The 23,027-nt window shown below is 60.6% G+C and carries 27 protein-coding genes; 5 read left to right on the forward strand and 22 right to left on the reverse strand.

Annotation, left to right across the window (positions count from 1 at the left end; all coding sequences use genetic code 11):
• Nucleotides 1–5 precede the first annotated feature (5 nt).
• Genes OEL49_RS12905 through OEL49_RS12940 form a run of 8 tightly spaced genes read right to left on the reverse strand, consistent with a single transcriptional unit; the run spans nt 6 to nt 6,862 of the window.
• A complete protein-coding gene (locus OEL49_RS12905; protein ID WP_020200539.1) occupies nt 6–383 on the reverse strand; it encodes a head decoration protein in 378 nt (125 codons plus the stop codon).
• Between the two features lie 3 nt (nt 384–386).
• Nucleotides 387–1,694: a S49 family peptidase gene (locus OEL49_RS12910; RefSeq protein WP_020200540.1), complete on the reverse strand. Its 1,308-nt coding sequence runs from the start codon at nt 1,692–1,694 to the stop codon at nt 387–389.
• Nucleotide 1,695: 1 nt separating this feature from the next.
• Complete coding sequence (locus OEL49_RS12915) at nt 1,696–3,192, reverse strand: phage portal protein (protein WP_020200541.1); 1,497 nt, start codon at nt 3,190–3,192, stop codon at nt 1,696–1,698.
• A 38-nt stretch (nt 3,193–3,230) separates the two neighbouring features.
• Nucleotides 3,231–3,452: a phage head-tail joining protein gene (locus OEL49_RS12920; protein ID WP_009521720.1), complete on the reverse strand. Its 222-nt coding sequence runs from the start codon at nt 3,450–3,452 to the stop codon at nt 3,231–3,233.
• Entirely contained in the window at nt 3,452–3,844 is a 393-nt protein-coding gene (locus tag OEL49_RS12925; RefSeq protein WP_020200542.1) for a hypothetical protein, read from the reverse strand. Before OEL49_RS12925 ends, OEL49_RS12920 begins: the two co-directional genes overlap by 1 nt.
• Nucleotides 3,844–4,335 (reverse strand): hypothetical protein, encoded by a 492-nt coding sequence (locus OEL49_RS12930; protein WP_020200543.1) that lies wholly within the window; start codon nt 4,333–4,335, stop codon nt 3,844–3,846. The genes OEL49_RS12925 and OEL49_RS12930 overlap by 1 nt, the downstream gene beginning before the upstream one ends.
• A gap of 17 nt (nt 4,336–4,352) precedes the next feature.
• Nucleotides 4,353–6,308 (reverse strand): phage terminase large subunit family protein, encoded by a 1,956-nt coding sequence (locus tag OEL49_RS12935; protein WP_223879478.1) that lies wholly within the window; start codon nt 6,306–6,308, stop codon nt 4,353–4,355.
• 5 nt (nt 6,309–6,313) lie between these two features.
• A complete protein-coding gene (locus OEL49_RS12940) occupies nt 6,314–6,862 on the reverse strand; it encodes a hypothetical protein (protein ID WP_029043081.1) in 549 nt (182 codons plus the stop codon).
• A 117-nt stretch (nt 6,863–6,979) separates the two neighbouring features.
• On the opposite strand from OEL49_RS12940, the gene OEL49_RS12945 reads away from it, so the two are divergent.
• The 4 genes from OEL49_RS12945 (at nt 6,980) to OEL49_RS12960 (ending at nt 8,784) form a co-directional block, all read left to right on the forward strand.
• A complete protein-coding gene (locus tag OEL49_RS12945; RefSeq protein WP_020200546.1) occupies nt 6,980–7,177 on the forward strand; it encodes a DUF6900 domain-containing protein in 198 nt (65 codons plus the stop codon).
• 94 nt (nt 7,178–7,271) lie between these two features.
• Nucleotides 7,272–7,835 (forward strand): DUF3489 domain-containing protein, encoded by a 564-nt coding sequence (locus tag OEL49_RS12950; protein WP_020200547.1) that lies wholly within the window; start codon nt 7,272–7,274, stop codon nt 7,833–7,835.
• Nucleotides 7,836–7,964: 129 nt separating this feature from the next.
• Nucleotides 7,965–8,324 carry a hypothetical protein gene (locus OEL49_RS12955; RefSeq protein WP_020200548.1) on the forward strand — a complete coding sequence of 120 codons (360 nt, stop codon included), beginning with the start codon at nt 7,965–7,967 and terminating at the stop codon, nt 8,322–8,324.
• Nucleotides 8,325–8,421: 97 nt separating this feature from the next.
• The gene (locus OEL49_RS12960; protein ID WP_020200549.1) at nt 8,422–8,784 is read left to right on the forward strand and encodes a hypothetical protein; all 363 of its coding nucleotides are present in this window, start codon (nt 8,422–8,424) and stop codon (nt 8,782–8,784) included.
• 237 nt (nt 8,785–9,021) lie between these two features.
• Here the strand turns inward: OEL49_RS12960 and OEL49_RS12965 are convergent, their stop codons facing one another.
• The 5 genes from OEL49_RS12965 to phnC are packed head-to-tail and all read right to left on the reverse strand — an operon-like array spanning nt 9,022 to nt 13,519.
• Nucleotides 9,022–9,906 carry a LysR family transcriptional regulator gene (locus tag OEL49_RS12965; RefSeq protein ID WP_004629222.1) on the reverse strand — a complete coding sequence of 295 codons (885 nt, stop codon included), beginning with the start codon at nt 9,904–9,906 and terminating at the stop codon, nt 9,022–9,024.
• Complete coding sequence (locus tag OEL49_RS12970; RefSeq protein ID WP_029043082.1) at nt 9,903–10,913, reverse strand: phosphonate dehydrogenase; 1,011 nt, start codon at nt 10,911–10,913, stop codon at nt 9,903–9,905. The genes OEL49_RS12965 and OEL49_RS12970 overlap by 4 nt, the downstream gene beginning before the upstream one ends.
• A gap of 24 nt (nt 10,914–10,937) precedes the next feature.
• Nucleotides 10,938–11,735 carry a phosphonate ABC transporter, permease protein PhnE gene (gene phnE, locus OEL49_RS12975; RefSeq protein WP_009238668.1) on the reverse strand — a complete coding sequence of 266 codons (798 nt, stop codon included), beginning with the start codon at nt 11,733–11,735 and terminating at the stop codon, nt 10,938–10,940.
• Nucleotides 11,736–11,747: 12 nt separating this feature from the next.
• A complete protein-coding gene (gene phnD / locus OEL49_RS12980) occupies nt 11,748–12,608 on the reverse strand; it encodes a phosphate/phosphite/phosphonate ABC transporter substrate-binding protein (RefSeq protein WP_004629229.1) in 861 nt (286 codons plus the stop codon).
• 2 nt (nt 12,609–12,610) lie between these two features.
• Nucleotides 12,611–13,519 (reverse strand): phosphonate ABC transporter ATP-binding protein, encoded by a 909-nt coding sequence (gene phnC, locus OEL49_RS12985; protein ID WP_370452114.1) that lies wholly within the window; start codon nt 13,517–13,519, stop codon nt 12,611–12,613.
• Between the two features lie 199 nt (nt 13,520–13,718).
• On the opposite strand from phnC, the gene OEL49_RS12990 reads away from it, so the two are divergent.
• Nucleotides 13,719–14,897 (forward strand): hypothetical protein, encoded by a 1,179-nt coding sequence (locus OEL49_RS12990; RefSeq protein WP_020200554.1) that lies wholly within the window; start codon nt 13,719–13,721, stop codon nt 14,895–14,897.
• A 223-nt stretch (nt 14,898–15,120) separates the two neighbouring features.
• Here the strand turns inward: OEL49_RS12990 and OEL49_RS12995 are convergent, their stop codons facing one another.
• From OEL49_RS12995 to OEL49_RS13035, 9 genes are all read right to left on the reverse strand, one after another.
• The gene (locus tag OEL49_RS12995) at nt 15,121–16,362 is read right to left on the reverse strand and encodes a site-specific DNA-methyltransferase (protein WP_029043083.1); all 1,242 of its coding nucleotides are present in this window, start codon (nt 16,360–16,362) and stop codon (nt 15,121–15,123) included.
• Complete coding sequence (locus OEL49_RS13000) at nt 16,359–17,792, reverse strand: site-specific DNA-methyltransferase (RefSeq protein WP_020200556.1); 1,434 nt, start codon at nt 17,790–17,792, stop codon at nt 16,359–16,361. Before OEL49_RS13000 ends, OEL49_RS12995 begins: the two co-directional genes overlap by 4 nt.
• A 329-nt stretch (nt 17,793–18,121) precedes the next feature.
• A complete protein-coding gene (locus OEL49_RS13005) occupies nt 18,122–18,508 on the reverse strand; it encodes a DUF6362 family protein (RefSeq protein ID WP_029043084.1) in 387 nt (128 codons plus the stop codon).
• Nucleotides 18,501–18,704: a hypothetical protein gene (locus OEL49_RS13010; RefSeq protein WP_020200558.1), complete on the reverse strand. Its 204-nt coding sequence runs from the start codon at nt 18,702–18,704 to the stop codon at nt 18,501–18,503. Before OEL49_RS13010 ends, OEL49_RS13005 begins: the two co-directional genes overlap by 8 nt.
• A gap of 1 nt (nt 18,705) precedes the next feature.
• Complete coding sequence (locus tag OEL49_RS13015; RefSeq protein WP_020200559.1) at nt 18,706–19,170, reverse strand: crossover junction endodeoxyribonuclease RuvC; 465 nt, start codon at nt 19,168–19,170, stop codon at nt 18,706–18,708.
• Nucleotides 19,171–19,296: 126 nt separating this feature from the next.
• Entirely contained in the window at nt 19,297–21,588 is a 2,292-nt protein-coding gene (locus OEL49_RS13020) for a phage/plasmid primase, P4 family (RefSeq protein ID WP_029043085.1), read from the reverse strand.
• Nucleotides 21,581–21,808, reverse strand: coding sequence for a helix-turn-helix domain-containing protein (locus OEL49_RS13025; protein ID WP_020200561.1), 228 nt, complete (start codon nt 21,806–21,808; stop codon nt 21,581–21,583). Before OEL49_RS13025 ends, OEL49_RS13020 begins: the two co-directional genes overlap by 8 nt.
• Nucleotides 21,805–22,542 (reverse strand): hypothetical protein, encoded by a 738-nt coding sequence (locus OEL49_RS13030; RefSeq protein WP_062794259.1) that lies wholly within the window; start codon nt 22,540–22,542, stop codon nt 21,805–21,807. Before OEL49_RS13030 ends, OEL49_RS13025 begins: the two co-directional genes overlap by 4 nt.
• Nucleotides 22,539–23,027, reverse strand: coding sequence for a DUF6511 domain-containing protein (locus OEL49_RS13035; protein ID WP_029043086.1), 489 nt, complete (start codon nt 23,025–23,027; stop codon nt 22,539–22,541). Before OEL49_RS13035 ends, OEL49_RS13030 begins: the two co-directional genes overlap by 4 nt.

The raw sequence follows: 23,027 nt of genomic DNA on the forward strand, positions 1-23,027 counted from the left end.
GGGTTTTAGGCACTCTCGCGGGCCAGGACTCCACGTTCTGCGAGTTGCTTGATGGCAGCCACTTTGTGCGCAGTGCTGATGCCGGTCGGCCAGACCAATGCGCCGCGCGCGACGATGGCGTGGCGGGCGATCAGGATCGCGTCCTCACGGTCGATCAGCGTCGCATCGACGTCATTGCCGAGCACGCCAACGGCGGTTTCCGTGCCGTCCGAGGCGCTCGGGTCGAGGGCCTTGAGCTTGGCGGTAGCCGTTTCGCGACCCACCACGGTGCCCAGCGACAGGTTCTGCGCGGCCGCGACGGTGTCCTGGTCACGCGAGTAGAGATTCGGCGCTTCGTACTTCAACAGGTCGCCGAGATTCTTGGGTTGAGAGACAGTGGGCATGGCTTACTCCTTGGCGGTGAGCTTCTTGACGGCAGCGACCACCGGACTGTTTTCCGGGCGCTGAATGGTTCCTGCCTCTGCGGTGATGCGCGAGGCGATTTCGGGTTGGTCGGCACGGGCGTCGAGCAAGGCGCGGCGCACCTGCGCTTCCGAGAAGCCTGCTGCGAGGAATTCCGCCGTGCGTTGGGATTGGCCCGCGATCAGGCACATCTCTGCAATGGCCTGAGCTTGGCCGCGCCCGCTGGCGAACGACTGCGCCAATGCGGCTTGGGCGGCAGGCGTCGGTTCAAGATCGCTGTCGGTCTGCGACTGGTCGCCCTGTGGGTCGGTGTCGGCCGGACGCTTAAGGTTTTCGTGGTCGTCTTTGGGGTCGGTCATGGTGTTCTCCAGGGTGAAAGGTTTGCTTCGGGGCGGGTTTGAAATGGATTGAGTGGACAAGCTTCGCGGCGAGGCGCGGGCCACGCCAGGCTGCGCCAACCGCTGCTTGGCCGCCAACGCGTCGGTGAACTCGGTCATCACCGCATCAAACGGCATCACCGCGTCGGCGAGGCCTGCTGCCACCGCCTGCTCGCCATAGAACAGCCCCGCCTCGGTGGCGCGCACGGCATCCGGATCGATGCCGCGCATCTGTCCGACCTGATTCACGAAGATGTCGTAGAGGCGATCCACCTCGGTCTGCAACGCGGTGGTGGCCTGGGGGGTGAGTGGCTCGTGCGGGGAGAAATCGTTCTTGTGGCTGCCCGCGAAGACAGCGGTGTAGTTCAGGCCGTCCTTGGCGTCCTTCACCGACTGGTCGACGTGTAGCGCGATCACGCCAATCGACCCAACGCCAGCGGTCTGCGACAGCGTCAGGCGTTGGCAGGCAGCCGCGATGGCAAAAGCCGCCGAGTACGCGGCATCGTTGGCGTGCGCCCAGATCGGCTTGATGGTGCTGGCGGCGCGGATGCGCTCGGCCAACTCGAACACACCCGAGGCCTCGCCCCCGGGCGAGTCCAAATCGAGCAGGATGCCCGCCACCTGCGGGTCGGCCAGCGCGGCATCCAGTCGGGCTTCGATCTCGCCGTAGGACATCAGGCCAGAGGCGGCTTCGATACCCATCGAACGTCTGACCAGCGTGCCGACCACCGGGATGACGGCAATGCCCGCCTGACCCGATGTGGCGTTCTGGCGCGGCATGGGCAGCGGCATCGCCATGTCCAGATCGGGCAAGCCGATGCGGGAACCCAGCACGGAGAGGATCACGTCGAGTTTGGGACGCGCAATGAGGAGCGGCGTCCCGTAGAGGCGGGACGCCAGATGAACGAGTTGCATGTCAGTTGTCCTGTTGGTCTTGCGGCACGGCCACTGTGGCGGCCGCATTCATGGGCGCGCCCAATGTCGATGGTTGGGGCGCTTTGTCATGGCGCGGGTCGGAGTCGAAGACCAGACCGAGCGCATCGGCACGCTGGTTGTCGGCGGCGATCTCGCGGTCGATGTCCTCGGCGTCGTAGCCGAAGGCCGAGATGGCTTCCGAGCGAGACAGCAGCCCGGCGCGAATGGCGGTCAGCATCGCGTCGAATTCCTTCTTGGGATCGACCCACTGCCAACCCTGTGGAATCCATTTGGCCGCGAAGTAGTCGCGCTTCTTCTCGGTGAACTGCGGCAGCGCCAGCGCGCCTTCAAGTAGCGCCTGCTCCATCCAGGCACGCCAGATCGGGCGGCACAGCTGGTGGACGATCACGCCGTGCTGGATGGCCTCACAGCGGCGGCGAAATTCCAGCAACCCGGCCCGGATCGACGAGTAGTTCACTTGCGTCAGGTCGCCGGTCAGCATCTCGTAGGTGATGCCCATCGCCGCTGCCACCGCCCGGAACTGCATGCGCAGGAATTCGGCGTAGCTCGCGCCAACGTCGGCAGGCTGACTGAACTTCACGTCCTCGCCGGGCTCCAGGATCTGCATCGTGCCCGGCTCCAGCCCGGCCAATGCTGCACCACTGGCATCCGGCAGTCCCTCACCCATCAGGTTGTCCTCAGGTGACAGGCGCGTGATGAAGCCCGCGAACATCGCGGCGGTTTTCTTGCGCACGAGCTCGGCGTCGTCGTACTGGTCGAGTTCGTTGAGCTTGACCAGTGCGCGCGCCAGCCACGGTTCTCCCCGGATCTGTCCGGGCCGCAAGGGACGAAACAGGTGAATGATTTCGCTGGCCGGGACACGCACTGTGTCGAGACCGCCCACCACGCCACCAGTGCCCGACATCGGAGCCAGTGAGCCATCACCCGGGTGTGAGCGATACAGGTGGTAAGCCACCCGCCGTCCGAGCTTGTCGAATTCGATGCCCGCACGGATCACATTTCCCGAAGCCAATTCCTGATTCAGCGTGGCTGGCAGGTGTTCGGGTTCGAGCAACTGCAATTGCAGGCCCACCGGCAGGCCATCTTCCGGGCGGCGATAGCGCAGCCGCACCAGACATTCCCCGCCTTCGAGCATGGCGCGACAGGCCAAGGCCTGCAGTCCGTAGAAATCAGTCAGTCCGGCGGCATCGGCCTCCTCGCACCAGTCCCACCACAGGCTATGAATGGCTTCACGCAAGGGCTGATCAGCCAGCATGCTCTGCGGCTTGATGCCGGTGCCGATGGCGTTCGAGACAAAGGCCTCGACGCCTGCCGCTGCCCAGGCATTGCGGCGTACCAGATCGCGGCTCTTGGCGCGCAATTCGTTCTGGGTGAACGCCAGCGCTGCAACCGCACCGGGATTGCCAATCTGCCACGCCAGGGCGCGACGGCCACCACCGATACCGTCATAGAACGGGGTGCCGCCAAGCAGACTCATGCCGACGCGTCTACGCATTCGGTCAAACCATCGCATGTTCAGAACCCTTTGCCGGTGGTGACCCGGATCTGGCGTGGCGCGCCAGGCCACAGTCCGGTGTCCACGGCCTGCTCGAAGAGGTCGCGCTTGACCGCCGCAATGGCAGCCTGGAGTTCATCGACGCTGCGGTACTCGACGGTCTTGTCGCCAAAGGTCACGCGCTTTTCGCCCTTGACAAGCGCCGCTTCCAGTGCGTCGAGGTGTGCTTGTGTGTAGGCCATCAGCGGAACACCGTAAGGTTGATTTCGGAGGAGTCGTCGAACGATGCGGCCGTGGTGGCGCAACTGATGTCGACGTACTGGGCGGTCTTCAGGTCGGTGCTGGATCGCACGATGGCAATGCGCTGCGTGCCACTGTTGGTGCTGCTGCGGGCGAGTGCCGTCCAGCAATAGTTGGCGTCGGGCATGGCAACGGTGAAGGTCACGCGGTAGCGACCCGCCGCCGTCCGGGTCACGCTGGCCACGTTGTGCGACGACCGCACGACGATCTGGTTGCCGACGTAGCCGAAGCACACCCACGCCCGGGCCAGACCGGGGTGGGTTGCGTCGATCTTGGTCTTGACCTCGAGCCCGACACGACTGGCCAGCGCACTGATGCGCGATGCGAGGCTCATCAGACAAGCACCCCCACAAAGACCGCGACAAAATCGGTGTCGGTGTTGCCGACATCACTGGCCGCGACGGCACCGATGTTGCTGCGCGCCTGGAGTTGTTCGGCGACGGTCAGCGACTGCGCCGCATCGAAGCGCACGCGGTTGTTCACGGCAGCGAGCAGCGCATCCAGACCACTGGTGCCGTTCTGCAGCAGTTGCTGGATTTCCACCAGCGTGTCGTACGCGGCATCGGCACCGCCCAAGATCTCGGTCTTGAGCGCATCGAGCAGCGAGACGATTTTGTTGGACGAGTACGTGGTCGTGGCCGCGACGTGCGCATCGTCGATCACCGCCGACGACACCACGGCGGCTTTCAGTTCGTTGATGGCCGCGACCAGATTCGACTTATCGGTGGTGGTGAGGTTGGCCAGGTTGCCTGCCTTGGCGCGGACGTCGTTGAACTCCTGCGCGACGCGGATGACCAGACTTTCGATACGGGTAGCAAGACTCATGTTTTCTCCTTGATGTGTCAGGACAGCCAGCGGCTTTTGATCACGCGCCGACCGGTGTTACGGTTGCCAGAAACAGCGAGGCCACCGCGTTGGGTGGCCTCGTTGATCGATTCAGTAGGTGTTTCAAGGGCTGGCGGACTAGACAGCCCCAGTTGTCGCTCCAGTTCCCGCCAGTGGCGTTCCTCGAAGCGATCCAGTCCCGCCGCCGATGCAGCCGCGCGGGCGTAGACGTAGCAGTCGAGCGCCTCATTGCGCTCACGCATCTTTTGCCACTCACGCACCGGGAAGCCGTTGCGGTCGCGGCGGGTGATCAGTTGTTCCGCGCAGAGTTGCTGGATGAACTCAGCATCGATCTTGGGCAGATGGACGAACCCGGCCGGGAACACCGTGGTCAATCCGTCCTCGCCAACATCGGCGCTCTTGCGCAGGTTGTTGTAGAACTCGAGCTTGGCGATGCTGACCGCCACCGAGTACACCTTGATGCCCCGGCGCAGCTTCTTTCCACCCTGCGAGACATCGATGGCGGTCGGCGTGCCGATCAAGGCTGCACCACGAGGTACCCCCTTGACCGCCATCACACGCGAATCGCGGCAAGCCCGCACAAAGGCGTAGGCCTCCTGCGTCGCAAAGCCGGTATCCAAGGCAAAACGCACCAGCGGCATCGCCGCGCCGGAGGCGTGTGTCCAGGTTTCGGCCAGCATTTCAGCAAGGCGCTTCCATACCGCGTCGCGGGCGGTGTCACCCATCAGCACGCGGTGCTCAACCAGCCAGGACTCCTTGCCGCGCCCAAAGGCCCAGACCGACGCCTCGATGCGATCTTTCTGCACGTCGGCCGCGCCGACCAAGAGCAGACCGCCTTGCGGCACGCTGCCGACGCGGTAGTCCTCGCGGCGTTCGACCAGTCGTTGCCAGTCCGGCGCTTCGCCTTCCTCGACCCAGGTTTCACCCAACTCGGTGTTCTTGAAGGTCTTGATGGCGGCGGCCGATCCCGACTCTTTACTGACGGCGGCCTCCCACGCAGCGGCGATCTCTCGCCACGAACGCCAGCCCACCGGGCTGTACAGCGACGACAGGTGGAAGCCTGCCGTCTTACCCGCGCCATCGGTGATCATCGCGCGCCACTCGCCGTGCTCCAGCATCCACGTCTTGTGGTGCTCGGCAATCGCGGTGTCACATGACTCGCAGATGTAGGCGGCGGTCTCCGGTTGCCCTCTGTCCCAACGCAGCTGCTCGAAACGCAGCCACTGACGGTGGGAGCAATGCGGACACGGCACAAAGTAGCGACGTTGGTCACTGGCCTCGTACTCGCGCTCGATAGCCGATGCCCCTGAGATCGTCGGCGTCGAGACGATGAAGATCTTGCGCCGCGCGAAGGTGCGTGTACGCGCCTCGGCCAGCGAGATCGCATCCCCTTCACCCTCAACGTCCAACGGATAGCCGTCGACCTCGTCGAGAAACAGATACCGCACCGGCATCGAGCGCAGTCCGACCGCGCTGTTGGCCCCAGTCATCACCAGCACGCCACCCCGGAACTCCTTGGCCAGGATGGTGTTGCCGGAATCCCGGCTGCGCGCCGGTGCAATCAGTTCGGCCAATGCCGATGACTCTTCGATCAGCGGATCAATCCGCTGCTTGGAGTTGCGCTTGGCCATCTCTACTGTTGGCCACACCGCCATCATCGGGCCCGGCGCGTGGTGGATCACGTAGCCGATCCAGTTCGATCCCATCTCCGTCGCGCCAAGCTGGGCGGCTTTCATGAACACGACGCGCTCGACCGGGGAGGTCGGCGACAGGCAATCCATGATTGCTTTCAGGTACGGCGTGCGGCTGGTGCGCCAGCGCCCCGGTTCGGCAGATGCCTTACTGGAGAGCATCCGGTGGCGATCTGACCATTCGGACACGGTGAGCAGCGGGTCTGGAGTCAGCCCTTCGCGCCACGCGCGTTCGATTTCTGCCGCGCCTTCGTAATCCATGTCCATCAATCCACCCTCGGGCGCATCTCGCCCAGTTCCTGCAGGTGCTCACGCACCGCCGCCTCCAAGGCGATGTGCATCGTGTGGGGATCGACGCCGAGCTTGGCTGCCATTTGTGCCGAGATGCGTGCGGGCCAGTTGAGCCACGCATCGCGTTCGGAGCGCGCCAGCTTGAAGACATGGGCGATGGCCTGCGGCCGATCCACCAGCTCGCCCTTGAGTCGGGCCAGACGCACCTTGTTGGTTTGCGCCTTGACCACTTCGTTGACCGTCCGCGCTTGCAACAAGGACGTGCCACCTGCTGCGGATGTTGCCAATGAGGCTGCTTGCCCGTCTCCTGTGGCCCCGCTGGATTCCTGGACGGCGACCTTGACCGCGCGGGTGGCCGTGCCATTGCGCGGTGCATCGGAATTGCGCGCCCACTCGCGGTCGACGCGCTCGGCATCAATCGTTCCGTCTGCCTCCGGCGTGATCCGCCCAGCAGCGATGGCCTTGCGCACCGCTGCATCGGACACCCCTCGGTGGCGTGCGTAGGCACGAATCGAAATACCCATATTTCCCCTTCGGGGCACCTTCAATCATTTGTTCGTCATTCATGCGAATTGAGCTTGGCTTCCATCTGGAACAGCGCGTTCATACGTTCGTCATCAACACCATGAAAGGACACGGACATGAGCAAGCTCGAACAACTCCTGACCCAGATCGCGCAAAACAAGCTGGGCATCGAAACCCTGGAAACCCGCCGCTCAGACAGCCTCGATTTCCACGATGTGGCGGTCTGGTGCCTACGCGATGCGCTTGAAGCCGCCTTCAACGCGGGTCTCGAGCAGGGGCGCAATGCCAACCCGCCAGACAAGGCCAACACCTGATTGCGAAGCGAAGAAGCCAAGCAAAAAGCGCTTGGCTTCACTTGAGAACAGCGCGTTCATCACATCACCGTCCACCACATCGAAGGAGCAAAACATGACCACCACTCAACTGACCCCTGCCCAGCACGCGATCCTGGCCCACGCGGTTGAACACACCAGCGGCAAGATCGACTGGTTCCCCGACAACATCAAAGGCGGCGCACGCAAGAAGGTGCTCGACGGACTTTTCAACCGCGCACTAATCACAACCGACGGCACCAACTGGTTTGTCGCTGCGGAGGGCTACGACGCCCTGGGCATTCCGCGTCCCGACGTGAACAGGAAGGGCATCGGTCAGTTCGAAGCCAATCTCGACCGGATCATCGCCAACGCTGAAGGCGCGCCTGCGGCCGCGAGCGATCCCGAACTGGAAGCCGCCGTAACCGCCGCAGAAGCAACGTGGGTCAAGCCGCGCACCCGCGAGAACAGCAAGCAGGCCGAAGTGATCCGGATGCTGCAACGCCCCGAGGGCGCAACCATCGGCCAGATCTGCACCGCCACCGGTTGGCAGGCGCACACGGTGCGCGGCACCTTCGCCGGAGCCTTCAAGAAAAAGCTCGGCCTGAACATCGTCTCGGACAAGCCGAAGGGTGGCGAGCGGATCTACCGCATCGCCTGAAAACGAGCACAGCGAGTTTCGGCGAAGCCAAAAAGATGGCGAGAGGAGCCATGAATAGCTTGGCTTCTCTCCCCACCAGCGCGTTCATACAGATGTCGTGATTGACGACGCCAAACCAGGAAAACCGCCATGAGCACCATGACCATCACCATCGAACGCACCCCACGCACTCTGCAGTTCGCAGGCCAAAGCCTCCAGGTCGAAGAGTTGAGCATCCGCCTACCGTTTGCACGCAAACCTGCCGACCTCGGCGAACCGGGCGGGAGCGACCAGCACAATGTCTACGTCACCGAGACCAAGGAGCTCACCCCTGCCGAATTCGACGCCTTTGGGCGCAGCCTGCTGGTGTCACGCGACTGGCTGCGTGGCAAGGGTGGCGGCACTGGCGACGGCTACCTCTGCGTCGAGGTCACTGCTCCCGGACGCCCTTACCTCTACGTCAATCCCGAGGGCGGTGATTACGCCCGCTACGTAGCCCGTCTCGGGTAAGCGAAATTGATCGAGAAAGAGGCCAGGAACAGCTTGGCTTCTCAATCGAACAGCGCGTTACTACAGGTGTCGCAACGATCAACCCGGAGAAGACACCATGACCACCAACCAGATCCCCACCACCCAGAACGAAGCCTGGGGTTTTTGGGGCACGATGAACGAACACGCCAGCGCCGCATGGCCCCTGGCCATGAACGCCATTTCGGACGCCACCCACCAGCCCCTCGAATCGGTGCGGACCTTCCTCGACAGCCGTCACGGACGCCACTTTGCCGACGACGTCCAGAACGGCTTGTACCAAGGCCAAGCCTTGCAGGATGCGATCAAGGCCGCCACCCAACGTTGGATGGGCTGGACGATTGGCCGCCAGACCAGCAAGCAGTACGGCATCCCGCGCGGCCTGCCTTACCTGACAGGCTTTGTGATCCACTGCGAAATCTGCGAAGAGCTGGCTGCCTGATGAAAACGCCCGCCACCGAACGGGAGCAGGCACTGCGTTGGCTGACTGCCAACCGGCGTCCAGACATCTCCATCGAGCAGGCTGTGCTGGTAATGTGCATTGCACTGCCCTGAGATCTCAGCGCGGTTATCCGTAATCTGCGATTGATTCGTGCTTTTGCAATGCTGTATCGAAACGGCCTAGTAGTATTGCCTGCTCCAAATGACTGCGTTCGGCCAGAAGCAGACATTCGTTTTGCTATTTATATTCTATTGAGCCTAAATCCGGAGAATGGAGAATCAAATCTGCAAGGCTTGCCACCGGACCGCTTAACGAAGTTTCTGAGCGATGTACGAGATAAAGATCTTTGTAAACATCTTCTTCAATCGGAATTGCATGTAACCATCCGCTTGCCTGTTCATGCTTGACCGCGCTTTCCATCACAAGCGAGATTCCTAGCCCTGCGTGGACCGCGTGTTTGACCGCCTCGGTGCTACCTAACTGCATACCCACTGTGAACTCTGCCGAGTCGGCACCGGCATATTGTTGTAGTAGGCGCCCAGTTCCGGTAGCCGCTTCGCCTCCAAGCAAGTTCTGGGATTTTAACCACTTAAGTGGAATGGTCGACTCGGCAGCCCAAGGATGGCCGGGGCGAACAATGACAACCATCCTCTCGCGCCGCCATACTGTTGAGACGAACCCAGGACGTGAGTCCCACCACTCCATTACCGCTACATCCACTTCAAGCGTTTCCAGCAAAGCGGCAATCTCGATATTTTTGCCGATCCTCACATCGATCTTGTTTGCTAATTTATCTTGGAGCGCCTTGATATAGGGTTGTAAAAGATAAATGCCGATATTGGAGCTTGCACCAACGACCAGGCTTTTATTGTGGAGGGCTGCCGTAGCCTTATGGCTAGTACGGAGCAATTGTTCCGCATAGGGGAAAAAAATCTTTCCCTCCAATGTCAGGCTTTGCGGCATTGTTGCGCGGTCAATCAGCCGGGCCTGCAAAGACTGCTCCAGCCGCTTGATATGCTGCGTTACTGTTGGCTGGGACAATCCAGTTTGCTTCGCCGCTTCGCGAAAGCCCCCGCATTTGACGACGGCAATGAACGTCGCCACACGCTCCAGATCTATCACGCCGCCTTTACTCCCGGATACGGCAGATTAATCGCGCCCATCGGTTTTTCACCAGCGAGTGCCTGGATGATGTTCATCGCTGCCTGCCGCTCGATTTCAAGCCGAACTTCCTTGACCGCCGATCCCAAATGCGGCGTAAAAAACGTTTGTGCCGTATTGTCGAGCAGCGCCTTGGGGATAGCCTGCGGGCGATCAGCGCGTATCCATTCTTCCATCTCGAAGACATCGGCTGCATATCCAGCTAGTTTTCCAGACGCCAGTGCTGCTATCACCGCATTCTCATCCACGACCGAGCCGCGACATGCATTGATCAGGTAGCTACCGGTTTTCATCTTGGCCAACGCGGTGGCATCGATCAGATGCAGTGTCTCTGCGGCCATCGGAACCATCGGCACGACATAATCACATTTTTCGAGCAGTTCATCGAGCGTGACGCGCTGTACGTGCCAAGCCTTTTCTTGTTCGGCATTGAGCGGAATCGGATCGCAATACAAGAGATTCATTTCAAAGCCAGCCAAGCGCTGGGCGATTGCACGGCCGACCGCCCCCATACCAATGATGCCAAGCGTTTTTCCTGTCAAACCAGAGCCATATAGTGTCGGCCGCCAGCCTTGGAAGTGTCCGCTACGGATTTGCCTATCGCCTTCCAGCATATGCCTTGTCAAACCGAGAAGAAGGCCGATAGTCAGTTCAGCGGTCGGGATCGTAAGCAAATCCGGCACAATCGTAAGCCATACACCGTGGCGTGTGCAGGCGTTGACATCGAAGTTATCATAGCCTTTAAGCGCGGCGCCGATGACACGCAGCTTTGGACATTCCTCGAGAAACGCGCTGTCGATGCTGTCCGGCATGAAAGCCATGAGTGCATCCGCATCTTTGGCTCGCGCAATTACCTCAGAACGCGGCAAGGTTTCCCGTGTGGTGTTGGGGATAACATCGGCGCTAGCGGACAACAATTCGATGATTTCCGGGTGCACCCAGTGGGTGAGGACGACTTTGGGCTTCATAAAAACCTTTGTAAGCTTTGGGAGTTATTTGAACTTGCGACGCAGGAAGGAGCTGAAGGCGTCGACGAGGGTAACCATGCCTAAAATAACCAGCAAAATAGCCGAGACATCCTGGTATTGCATGATGCGCAGAGAGCCCATCAGCTCGAACCCGATTCCACCGGCGCCGACCATGCCCATCACGGTCGAAGCACGGAAGTTGTATTCCCATCGATAGATCGCGGTATCGGCCATTTGCGGAAGCACTTGGGGAAAGATCCCATGAAAAATCACCTGCAATGGCGTGCAGCCCGCTGCATGCGCGGCTTCTACCGGTGCCGGATCGGCATGTTCGATCGATTCCGAAAAAAATTTGGCGATCATGCCAACCGAATGTAAGCCTAGGGCTAAAACACCCGGCAATGCGCCGAAGCCAACGGCTGCCACGAACAGGATGCCCATGATCAGTTCGGGTATCGATCGCAAAGCGTTTAACAGGCCGCGTGTGGCTTGATACACGAGTGGATGAGGGCTAGTATTCCGCGCGGCGAGCACTCCTAAGGGAATGGATAGCAATACCGCGATTGCCGTGCCGGCGATACTCATGGCCAAGGTATCCAGTACCGGTTTGACCCAGGTGCCAGCCTGCGAGAAGTTCGGTGGGAACATCTCGCCGGCAATTTTTACCAGGCTTGGCATGCCATCCTTCAATCGCTCGGCATCAAATAGGCCGACGTAATACCAGCAACCGATCACAATCGCCAGCACAACGGCAAACTGCAGTATCGTGCGGTTCCATACGCGCTGGCGCTCGGCCAGAATCAAACCAAAATCAGCTTGCATGCTGTCGCTCACTTAGAACTTCGACAGATCGAGCTTGAGCAGTGTGCCAAGGCTGCGCACCACGTCATAGTCTTTGTCGCTGATCGGGCCGAAACCATCGGCTTTGAAAGGTTTCAGGACTTCCGGATCTTTGAGATTCAAGAAGGCTGCACGGATCTTTTCCTTCAGTTCCGGCTTCAGATTGCTGCGCATGGTCCACGGGTATTGCGGATATGGCTTCGATTCGGCAAGAACTTTTACTTTGTTGGGATCGACCAGTCCGCGCTGAACCAGGGATTCAAAAATCGGCTTACTCAAGCCGCCAGCCTGCGCGTGACCGTTTTGCACGGCCATGGCCACCGCGTCATGCGCACCGGCAAAGTGTTCGCGATAGTTTTCGCCGGCTTTCAAACCGTTTTCCGCCAATATCGACTTCGGAATCAAATGGCTGGAGGTGGATGCCTTATCACCGTAAGCGACATTCTTGTTGACGATATCACTGATTTTGGCGATGCCGGCGCCAGTATTGGCGATCAATACGGACTGGTAGGTAGTGCTACCCTTTTGCTTCATCGCTGCGAATGGCTCGATGTCGCTCTTTTGCTTAGCCAGCACATACGACAAGGGGCCAAAATATGCCATGTCGATACGGCCGTGACGCATGGCTTCGATCATTGACGAGTAATCAGTGGTAACCACCAGCTCAATTTTCTTTCCCAGCTCTTTTTCCAGATAGATTTCGAGCGGCTTGTTGTTTTTAATTACGGTCGATGCGTTTTCGTCCGGCAGCAGCGCAACTTTGAGCGTTTCTGGATCGGGATTGGATGATGCATGGCCAATGCTGCAGACGGCGGCAAGCAAGACAGACATTAATGCGGATGCGAGTTTTTTCATAATCAATCCTTTACGGTAGCAAGTTGCATGGGAAATGAAGTATCGATAAGCCGTTCCTCTCGAGCGTCTTGTGGAACGCTCAAAGAAGAACGGGGTACTTGTTCATACAGCGTGTCGTAACTGGCTTGATCCAAAGTCTGCGGGGCGGCATCAAAAATGACTCGGCCATGGGACAGGCCAATAATACGGTCGGCATAACGTTGAGCGAGGTCTACCTGATGCAGGCTGACGACCGCCGAAATCCCGTCCTCTTTACAAATGCGGTGCAGCAGACTTAGCACTCGCTCTGCAGTAGCAGGATCGAGGCTGGCTACCGGTTCATCAGCCAACACCAGTTTAGGTTGCTGAGCCAGAGCCCGGGCAATACCGATGCGTTGCTGCTGGCCGCCGCTCAATGCGTCGACACGGCTTAAGGCTTTGTGCAATAAGCCGACTCGGTCCAGACTTTGCAGGCATATGGATTGATCCTTCGCCGGGAGGGGGAATAGACTGCGTAATGCCGTGTGGTAGCCCATTCGGCCCATCGAAACGTTTTGCAAAGCCGTCAGTCGGCCAATCAATTGATGCTGTTGAAACACCATGCCAGTCTGTCGGCGATGCATGCGCAATGCACGCGAGTTCGCCAAATTTCCTAAGCCGGCGACAATGGTGGTGCCGCGCTGCGACGCATGCAGCGAGTTAATACAGCGAAGTAGCGTGGATTTTCCAGCGCCGGAAGATCCGAGCAATACGGTGAACTGTCCCTGATGGAGTTTGAGAGTGGTGGGATACAGTGCAATCGCATCACCATAACTGACTGAGACATTCTGTAGTTCGATCATGACACCTCCGGCAGATTTGAATTCGTAATCAAAAATGATGACCTGATTACGAATCTGAATTGCAGCGATGGTAATGTCGTGATATGACACCCTGATGACTCGTTGATGTCATTTTTGTGACATGGTCGCGGGTGCCTGTGAGGGAAATAAGTTGTGCTATCTATGCCAAATATAGACGTCTGCTATCGGCCAGGAGTGGACGCTGGTCAGCGACCGCTAAGTGGTCAGGTGCTATGGTGATCGTGAGTGATCGTCCTAGCTCATTAAACGTACTAGACCACAATTCCGCATGTCCCTCACTGACTTCCAAACACTTGTTCTTGATGAAGGGCTCGCCGAATGGTTCGCCAACCACGGCGGCGCCAGCGCGAGCACCATTGCTGAGAAGCTCTCGGTGTCACATGAGCAAGCACTGGCAGCGGTTGAGGAGCTTGCGCATCTGGGCTATGGCACCCTAAATCGTGACGTAAAGCTGGTCGCGCTGAGCTTCGACCCCGCCAACCCTAGTGGTGGCTTTACCCAGAGGCCATTCACGACCCACATCTTCTTCCCCTCCAGGGGCGCGCTGCGTCGGGCCTTCTACGCTTCTGAACTACCGGCACAAAACCTAACCGAGTACGTTGTAAGACTGCACCTCGGTACTCAGCAGATTGAACTCATCTTCTTCTCCGAGGAGGTTCTATCTCGCTACTTTGATCATCCGGAGCTGTACGACATTAGTGACAGTCTCGCCGGCGGAGAGATCAACGCACGTGGGGAAGATGTTGACGATCGTTATCTGTATGTCAGGTATGGCAAATGCCGACTTCGAGACGGAAGAATTGCAGTCACTGCGATCTGCAAGGATCTTGCTGACATGGGAGTGTTGGAGCAAAGGTACTGGCACTCCCATGAACTGGTAAAGCCAGACTTGGAGTCCAGCGATCCCAACTTCCAGGCCTTTCTCGGCAGAACCTACGATGGATCTTGGGTCGAGTACCCTGACCCCATCGCCGATTTGATCGCCGCAATGCGATCTCTGAACTCGATCGTGTCGCCCGGCGCGCTTTTCACTCGACTCGAGAACGTTCACCTTCGCGCGCCAGTTGAGCAAACGTACAAGTCCTTCTGCGACTGCGCTAGCGAGCTCTACAAGATCATTGGCCCCGACGCACTCTCTCAGGCGACCATGAAGGACATTCTCCAAAATAGGTTGGGGTTGTCTGCATCCGACTTTGTGCATCATCAGTCAAAGCGCCCCCTCAGCAGCAGCCAGCTGCTGGCGTTGCTTGAGCAGCAGTTCAAGCTACCTGGCAGTCTGTCGGAGGTCCTTCGTAAGGTATCTGCGCTCCGAGTCGATGCTGATCACAAGATCCTAAATCGGGACGAGAAGCCGTCTACGTACTCAGAACAATTCGCCGCGTTGTGCAGCCAAGCTACCGCAGCCGTCGAGGAGCTTGCCGGAGCGCTGACGCCGTCAACCGAATGATGCCTAACTCTGCGTTGGGCGGCTGCTTTCAGTCGCGCTACTGACCAAAGGCGAAAGGCCACTCTGGGTCGATCTGAGCCGCTCACCTATTTTTTGGTGAGCAAGGAATGGAAACCACCTTGGTGCACCGCAGCAAGCAGTTTAGGCATAAACCGCAGATTGCGGATACCCATCCTCCGGCGCATCGCCGAGGAAGAAGATGCCAGGCAGCCCGGCCAGCCATTCAACTGGCGCACACTTCCTGGTCTGCTGCCTCGCGGATGGCCGTCTGGCCGGTGAAGTCCTCCCACCGGCGCACGATCACATCCACGTACTTCGGATCGAGTTCGATCAGCCGCGCGACGCGACCTGACTTTTCGGCCGCAATCAGCGTTGTGCCAGAACCACCGAACGGATCGAGCACCACGTTACCCGGGCGGCTCGAATTGCGGATGGCTCGCTCGACCAGCTCCACCGGCTTCATCGTCGGATGCAGATCGTTCTTCTGCGGCTTCTTGATCGCCCACACATCGCCCTGATCGCGGTCACCACACCAGTGGCGTTGCGCACCCTCGGGCCATCCGTACAAGATCGGTTCGTACTGGCGCTGGTAGTCGGCACGGCCCAGCGTGAAGGTGTTCTTGGCCCAGATGATGAACGTCGACCACTTGCCACCGGCGGCGCGAAAGGCGGCCTGCAGCACATCCAGCTCGCTGGATGACATCGCCACATAGATGCCGCCCCGGCAGTTCGCCACGGTGGGCGTCAATGCTGCCAACAGGAAGTCGTAGAAGCCATCGCCCAAGTTGTCGTTGAGGATCGCGCGGTCCTTGCCGCGCATCTTGTCCTTGGCGCTGTTGGCATAGTTCACGTTGTACGGCGGGTCGGTGAAGACCATGTCTGCCATGTCGCCTCGCATCAGCCGGGCATAGCTCTCTGCCACGGTCGAGTCACCGCACAGCAGTCGGTGCTGGCCCATGATCCAGACATCGCCCGGGCGCGATATTGGAATTTCGCCAACCTCCGGTACCGCGTCCTCATCGGTCTGCCCCTCGTTGTCCGGCTCGTCGCCCGCGATCAGTTCGGCCAGCGCGTCGGCGTCGAAGCCTGTGATGTCCAGATCGAAACCTTTCAGCTGCAAAGCCTCAAGTTCGATCCGCAACATCGCGTCATCCCAACCAGCGTTCTCCGCGATGCGGTTGTCTGCGATGACCAAGGCGCGGCGCTGGGTCGGGCTCAGGTGATCCAGTACGACCACGGGCACGATTTCCAGCCCGAGTTTCTGCGCAGCGGCCAAGCGGCCATGCCCAGCGACGATGACGCCGTCACTGCCCGCAAGGATCGGATTGGTGAAGCCAAACTCGGCAATCGATGCAGCGATCTGCGCCACCTGGTCATCCGAGTGCGTCCGCGCATTGCGGGCATAGGGCAGCAGTTTGGCTGTAGGCCACTGCTCGATCTTGTCTGCCAACCAGGACGCGCTCATTGTTCGACCTCCGAGGTCGCCAGCCGTTCTGTGGCCACGTCGTCGAAGGACTGGCCCGATTTGATTCCAAAGCCTGCGATGAGCGTGACCGGCACGCCGGGGTGGTTTTGCTGAAAGCGCTTGATGGCCACGTCCACGTACTCCGGTGCAACTTCCACACTGCGGCAGATCCGGCCAGTGCGTTGCGCGGCCAGCATCGTCGTGCCACTGCCACCGAAGGGCTCGAACACGACGTCACCCGAATCGGTGTAAGCCTTGATCGCAAACTCCGGCAATGCCACCGGGAACACGGCCGGGTGATCAATGTCCTGCCCGATCTTGCCCTTGTGGCGCATCACGCGAATCACCGAATCGGGGATGCGGGTGTCCTGCGTCGGCTGACCCTTGTGCGTCCAGCCGCCGACCTCGCCATCCTTACCACGCATCGCTGTGGACGACCCGTCAGCGCGCAGGTGCGATTCCTGGCCTGCGTGCTTGCAAGGCACGATCTTGTTGGGTTTGCGGGTGCTGCGATTGAAGTGGAAAACAAACTCGAAGCTGGGAGCTAATCGGCCCTGCCAGTCGCCGGGCATGCCTGGCCCCTGATCCCAGACGTACCACGCGAAGCGCCGCCACCCTTGCTGACGCATCCAGGACAGCCAGCCGTCCCAATAGGGGATGACTTCGTTGTCGCGGTGGATCAGCCCAAGATTGACCAACACCTGTCCGGCGTCCGTTATCGGCAGATGTGCGAACACACCGCGCATCAGTGCATCCCAATCGACAATGCCGCCGGAGGTGTAGTTGCGCTGGTTGCCATACGGCGGCGAGGTGAAGCAAAGCTGCGCGGTGTCACCCTGCATCAGCGTGGCGACCACGGCTGGGTCGGTGGCGTCGCCACAGATCAAGCGGTGCGAGCCGATGGCCCAGACATCTCCCTCGCGCGACACCGCCACCACTGGCGTGTCAGGTACGTCATCGGTCGTATCGAGTTCATCGGCGTTTGCACCATCCTGCGCCGCCGGTTCACCTTCAGTCGACGGGGCATCTGCCAGCAGCGCATCGATCTCGATGTTCTCGAAGCCGGTCAGCGCCAGTTCGAAACCCGCTTCGGAAAGCTCCGCCAGTTCGAGCGCCAACATCTCCTCATCCCAGCCAGCGTCAAGCGCCAGCCGGTTGTCGGCGATGACCAAGGCGCGCTTTTGCGCGGTGGTGAGATGGGCCAGTTCGATCACCGGCACCTGATCCAGCCCCAGCTTGCGTGCAGCAGCCAAACGACCGTGGCCCGCGATGATGCCGTTGTCGCCATCAACCAGTACCGGGTTCGTCCAGCCATATTCGACGATGCTGGCGGCGATCTTGGTGATCTGCGCATCGGAATGTGTGCGCGGATTGCGGGCGTAGGGAATCAGCGCCTCGACCTTGCGGTACTCGACGTTGAGCGTATTCAAAGAGGGTGTCCTGAAAATAGAAAACCCGCCGACGACAACCGTGGGCGGGTTTTTGGGGTTGGTGCGAACTGACGGGGTGCGAACTGCGAACCGTGCGAACCTTGGTTCGCACCCTGACGCTAAAAAAGCGCCGCGCTCGCGCCCCCCGCATTGGTTTTTGGCCAGGAAGGACCCGTTGATTTCTGGGCTGCTTCCTCTGCCGTCACCTCTGTCCAGACGATAAATGAATACTACGCAAGATCAGGTCGTTTTGTTGCAGGGGCAAAAACCGCTGATTGCCGCGTGATGGCGCACATCCCCGACCATACGCGCCAAATCACGCCAAAACCCTACGCAACCACCACACCATTAAGTTGATCTGCGACCGTCTGCAATGCCCGCCGCCAATGCCGCCATGCCGTCGTGCGGTCGCAGGCAAAGCGGATCGTGATGTCCCGCCAGCCATAGCGCTTCGCGCGCATCCATACGAGATGACGTTGCTCGATGGTGAGCCACTGCACCCAGCGCATAGCCTCCAGCATTCGTTCAATTGCCTCTGGACTCGGCGGAAAGGATCGGTACACCCTCTCGTCCGCTGCAAAGGTCTCCCATTCGCTTCGGACAATGGCGGGCCAGCAGTTGAAGTAGCCCTGCACTCGAACAGGAGGCAACCGTCGACTGGTGCTTGCGGCCTCTTCAAACCGAGCAGCAACGTCCTCGATAGTCCACTTAGTCATTGCGTCGCCCTCCGTAGAGCCGGTCACCGATGCGTCGCACGATTTCGCGCTCGATGAAGTCCAGACGTTCGTCGGATGCGTTGACCACCAGGATGTGTTGGTCACGCCAGCCACGTTCCTTGATCGCATCCAGATCCGTGGCCTGAGGCTGCAGACGACCGAGGGGGCAGCGGTATTGGGGTGTCGGCACCTTCATGTCACACCTCCTGCGTCTCGACAGCCCAGTGCAGCAAGGCCAGTGCGTCGGCTTCGTTGTCGTCGACTGGGGTGTGACCACGCAGGCGGACGGACGCGATCATGTCGTCCTTGCCCGCATTGCCCTTGCCGGTCGCGTGCTTCTTGATCGTGCCGACTGGAACACCCTGGTAAGGGATGTTGTGATGCTCACACCACGCGGTCAGGTGTCCCATGAAGCCACCGTAGGCGTGCGCCGCATCAACGCCAGCGTGCCGTCGAACCTCCTCGAAGAACACCGCGTTGATGTGGTTGCTGGCCGAGAGCAATTCGTTGAGCCAGCGCTTGAAACGGAGGAAACGCATGCCGCCTCCTTCAAATCGCTGCGGCTTGAAGTGCTCCGTGCCGCTGGTGATAGTGCCGTCCAGGTGCTGCAAAGCCCACCCGGTGTGTGTGCCCAGATCAAGGGCCAAGATTGTCGTGTTCATCGTCGTACTCCAGTTCGGGGGGCGAGTGACGGATGCGACGGGTTCTTTGGAAAACAGCCTTTACGTGCGCGCACGCGTAGCGCGTCAATCAGGAAACCCGTCAAATCCGTCACTCGCCCGGATTGCTCAGTCATCTCGATAGGGGTAGCCATGGCTGTACGGCTTGGGCCTGAGGGCTATGCCCGTGATCCCACGTGCGCCCCCGGTCAGCCGACACTTCTCGAACTTGCGGGCGGCCATCAGTTCGGAAAAGCGCTTGACCGAGCCCACGTACTCACCCGCGCGCTCAGCCCATTCACGCCAGTCGGCGAACAATTCGGAAACGCCTTCGCGGTGGGTCTTGGCCAGTAAGCAACGCTCTTCGATCCACTGCCCGAGCGCGTCCTCAGCCTCGAAATACTCCTCGGTCGCCGACACCACACTGGCGGGTGGCTTCAGTCCTTGGCGTTGCCAAAAGCTGCAGCCCTCGACTGCCCACGCCAGAATGCCGTCCCGCTCCTTGAGCAGTTTTTCGGTCAGCCTGCCGTCACGCCGCTCGGGCGGGATCGTCACCGTGAACGGGATCAGGTGCAGTCGCCGCTTCATCGCCTCATCCACGTTGCGGATCGATGGCTTGTGGTTGCCTGCGATCACCAACTTGAACTGCGGCACGTACTCGAAGAAGTCCTGGCGCATGAAACGCGCAGACACCTTGTCGCCACCGGTGATGGCCTTGACCTTGGATTCGTTCCAGCGCCGACCCTGTTCGGTTTCGATGGAGGACACAAAGCGGGCACCGCGCAGGCCCGCCAAATCGGTCGGATGCCGGTCGGTGCGCGCCTCCATGAACGTGTCCATCGGCGCGTTGGCCGCGTAGTCGCCCAAGATGGTGGTCAGGACGTTGACGAACACCGACTTGCCGTTCGCGCCGGTCCCGTACAGGAAGAACAGCGCGTGCTCGCTGGTCACGCCCGTCAGGCAGTAGCCAACCATCAGTTGCAGGTAGGCAATCAGTTCAGCGTCACCGCCTGTGACGTCGGCCAGGAATGCGCGCCACGTCGGACTGTCGCCCTGCGGTGTGGCCGTGGTCACCTTGGTCATCCGATCATCGCGCCGGTGCGGTCGCATGCGGCCCGTGCGCAGATCAACCACACCGCCTGGTGTGTTGAGTGCCCAGACGTCGGCATCCCACTCCTCGGCGGTGGACGCGTGCTTGGGATCGGAGCGTGCGATTTTCTCGACGGATGAGATCGTGGCGGAGCTGGCCAGCTTGCCTGTGAGCCGAGGGCTGTCCGCCTTGAGTGACGCCATCCGGCAGATACCGCGCGCCAGATGAGACACATAGAGAACCTGATCCGGATTCCAGCGCACGCCGGTCCAGACCAGCCATTTGCCCCAAAGCGCGCAGTAGCGCCAGTCCTCGCCATAGCGGCGTGTGAAGGCCGAGGACAAGCCGTCCTCCGTAGTCCAGTCGACACCGGTCAGCAGATCCGGTGGTGGCGTCTCCTCGACCGACCGCATCACCGGCATCCGCTCGCCGACGGCGAGGAAGCCCCTCACATCGAAGCCGTCCGGAATGGCGTCAGCCGCATCCCATCCTTCCGGCTTGTCATCGGGTGGCACCAGGATGGCGACCGTGGTCGCACCCGCGTTCAGGATTGCTTGCGATGCACGGTCAGCGTAATCCCAGCCTGGCGCGTCCCGGTCAGGCCAGATCAGCACGGATTTGCCCGCCAGCGGCGACCAGTCGGTCTTATCGACGGGAGCGTTTGCGCCATGCATGGCCGTGGTTGCCACCACGCCGATGGCGATCAGGGCCTGCGCACACTTCTCGCCCTCGACCAGCACAACGTGACCAGCGGCAGCCAGCCCCGGCTGGTTGTACAGCGGACGCGGATCGGGCGGAGTCATCTTACGCCGCTTGGCATCCCACGGCCGGAACTCCTTCTTGCGCCCGGGTGGGTCGTAGCGGTACACGACCGCAATCAGTTTGCCGGTGGCATCGAAGTAGTCCCACTTGGCCGTGGCCGGGCCGAGATCATCAACCGGAGCTTCCTTCTTGGCGCGGCGTACCGGCACTGATCGCGAACGACCGAGCAGATCAGCTGCCTCGTCGAGCACCCGGGGAAAGTCGGTGTGGACGTTGGCCCCGAGGTAGGCGGCGATCAAGGCAAAGATGTCACCGCCATCGCCCGTGGCACGATCCGTCCAGAGACCAGCCTTGTCGCCTTCGAGTACCACCTCAAGGCTGTCGCCCGGGCTGCCCAGGATGTCCCCGATCAGAAACTTGCCACGACGCTTCTTTCCTGCCGGAAGCATCGTGGTCAGGACTGATTCCATGCGTGCGATCAGTTCAGTGCGAATATCGTCCCGCTCGCTGTCATTGACGTTGCGCCGGCCCGTTTCTCCCGGTGGTGATGTGTCATTGAAATCAAGCATCGGCACCACCCTCGTGTGACGTCTGCTGCGCAGCGATCCAGGCTTCCAGCTCGTTGGGTTTGAAGCGAACCAGTTTGCCGACGCGGTAATGCGGAATGCGACGCTCCTTTCGCTCCTTGGCTTGAGAGAGCCAATACGACGGCAGGTTGAACATCAGGGCAGCCTGGCGCACGTCGATCAGCTGCTCGCCCAGTACGTGATTCAAATTCGAGGTATTCATGCTTGTGTCCTCCAGCAGCGGTCTTGCCACGCGCACATCCGGCATTCAAAGTGGGTCGAGTCATGGAAGGCGCGCGGCAGGAGCTCTCCCGCCTCGGTCGCCGTGATGACCTTGACCGCCCGATCCGACATGCGTTGGGCCAGTGCTGCGTCAAAGGGCACGAGCTCGGTGTAGATCTCCATCGTGTCGGCGTTGAGTGCCGTGAAGATCGCCGGGTGCTCGTGCAGTTCGAGATAGGCTTGGTAGATCGCCACTTGCGCGGCGTAGACGGGCTTGGAGAGAGTCAGGCCCTTCTTGTCCAGATCGCTCCAGGACTTGTTGCCGAGACACTTACATTCCCAGAGCGCGGGATAGGCGAATCCCTCGGGGCCGCCGACGATGACGCCGTCGATGTGGCCCTGCAGGCGGCCATCGGCCACCGAGAAACCGAACTGCTCGCCGTCGGCCTTGCGGGTGCGCAGGTCAAAGCCCGCGTCCCGGAGCCACGCGACCATGCAGTCCTCCATGACGTGACCGCGTTCGAAGATCCGCAGCATTCGGCCCGGGGTGTCACGCCCGTGGTCGATGGGTGCCTTGGCGTACTCGAACTGCAGCGCTCGCTCACAGGCCACTCCGAGGCGCGAGGCCCCGAGGTACTGGCGCTCGGACTGGCGGGCGCGAGCCTGCTGCAGGCCCGTGTCCACCAGGGTGGTGACCTGACCCGAGATGCTCGATGAGGAGTTGAAGTCGATCATGGCTTCTTCCCCTTCGGCTCTTCCCAGGGCAGGTCGTCCTCCAGATCCGCGAACGGGTTGGCCAGAGGGTCGGGCGCAGGCGTCATGCCGCGTACCGGTGGGTACTTGCTCGCCTCGTGGTGCGCGACCATTGCCTCGGTGTAGCAAGTGACGATGGCGTCGATCACTTGCAGCGCCTCGGCTTCGGAGTAGTCGCCCAGCGGCTTGGTGAAGCCAATCTCGCCCGCAGCCTCGCCGAAGGCCCTGAGGCACTTCTTCATCGCGGCCAGTTCGACATCAGATGGATCGATCATGGCGACCTCCGTACTGTCGACGCGACCTTCCTTGACCCGCAGCCAGTTGCCGTACAGCGCATGAAACGCGTTTTGGCAGCGTTGTGAGCAGAACACCCAGTCGATGGGATAGCGCCGGGGATGGCCGACACCGTGACGGTTGTCGGTGTGGCCGAATCCCCGGGCCTGTCGTTTGCAGACCCAGCATTTCAT

This window comes from Azospira sp. (assembly GCF_030247495.1).
Classification (GTDB): Bacteria; Pseudomonadota; Gammaproteobacteria; order Burkholderiales; family Rhodocyclaceae; genus Azospira; species Azospira oryzae.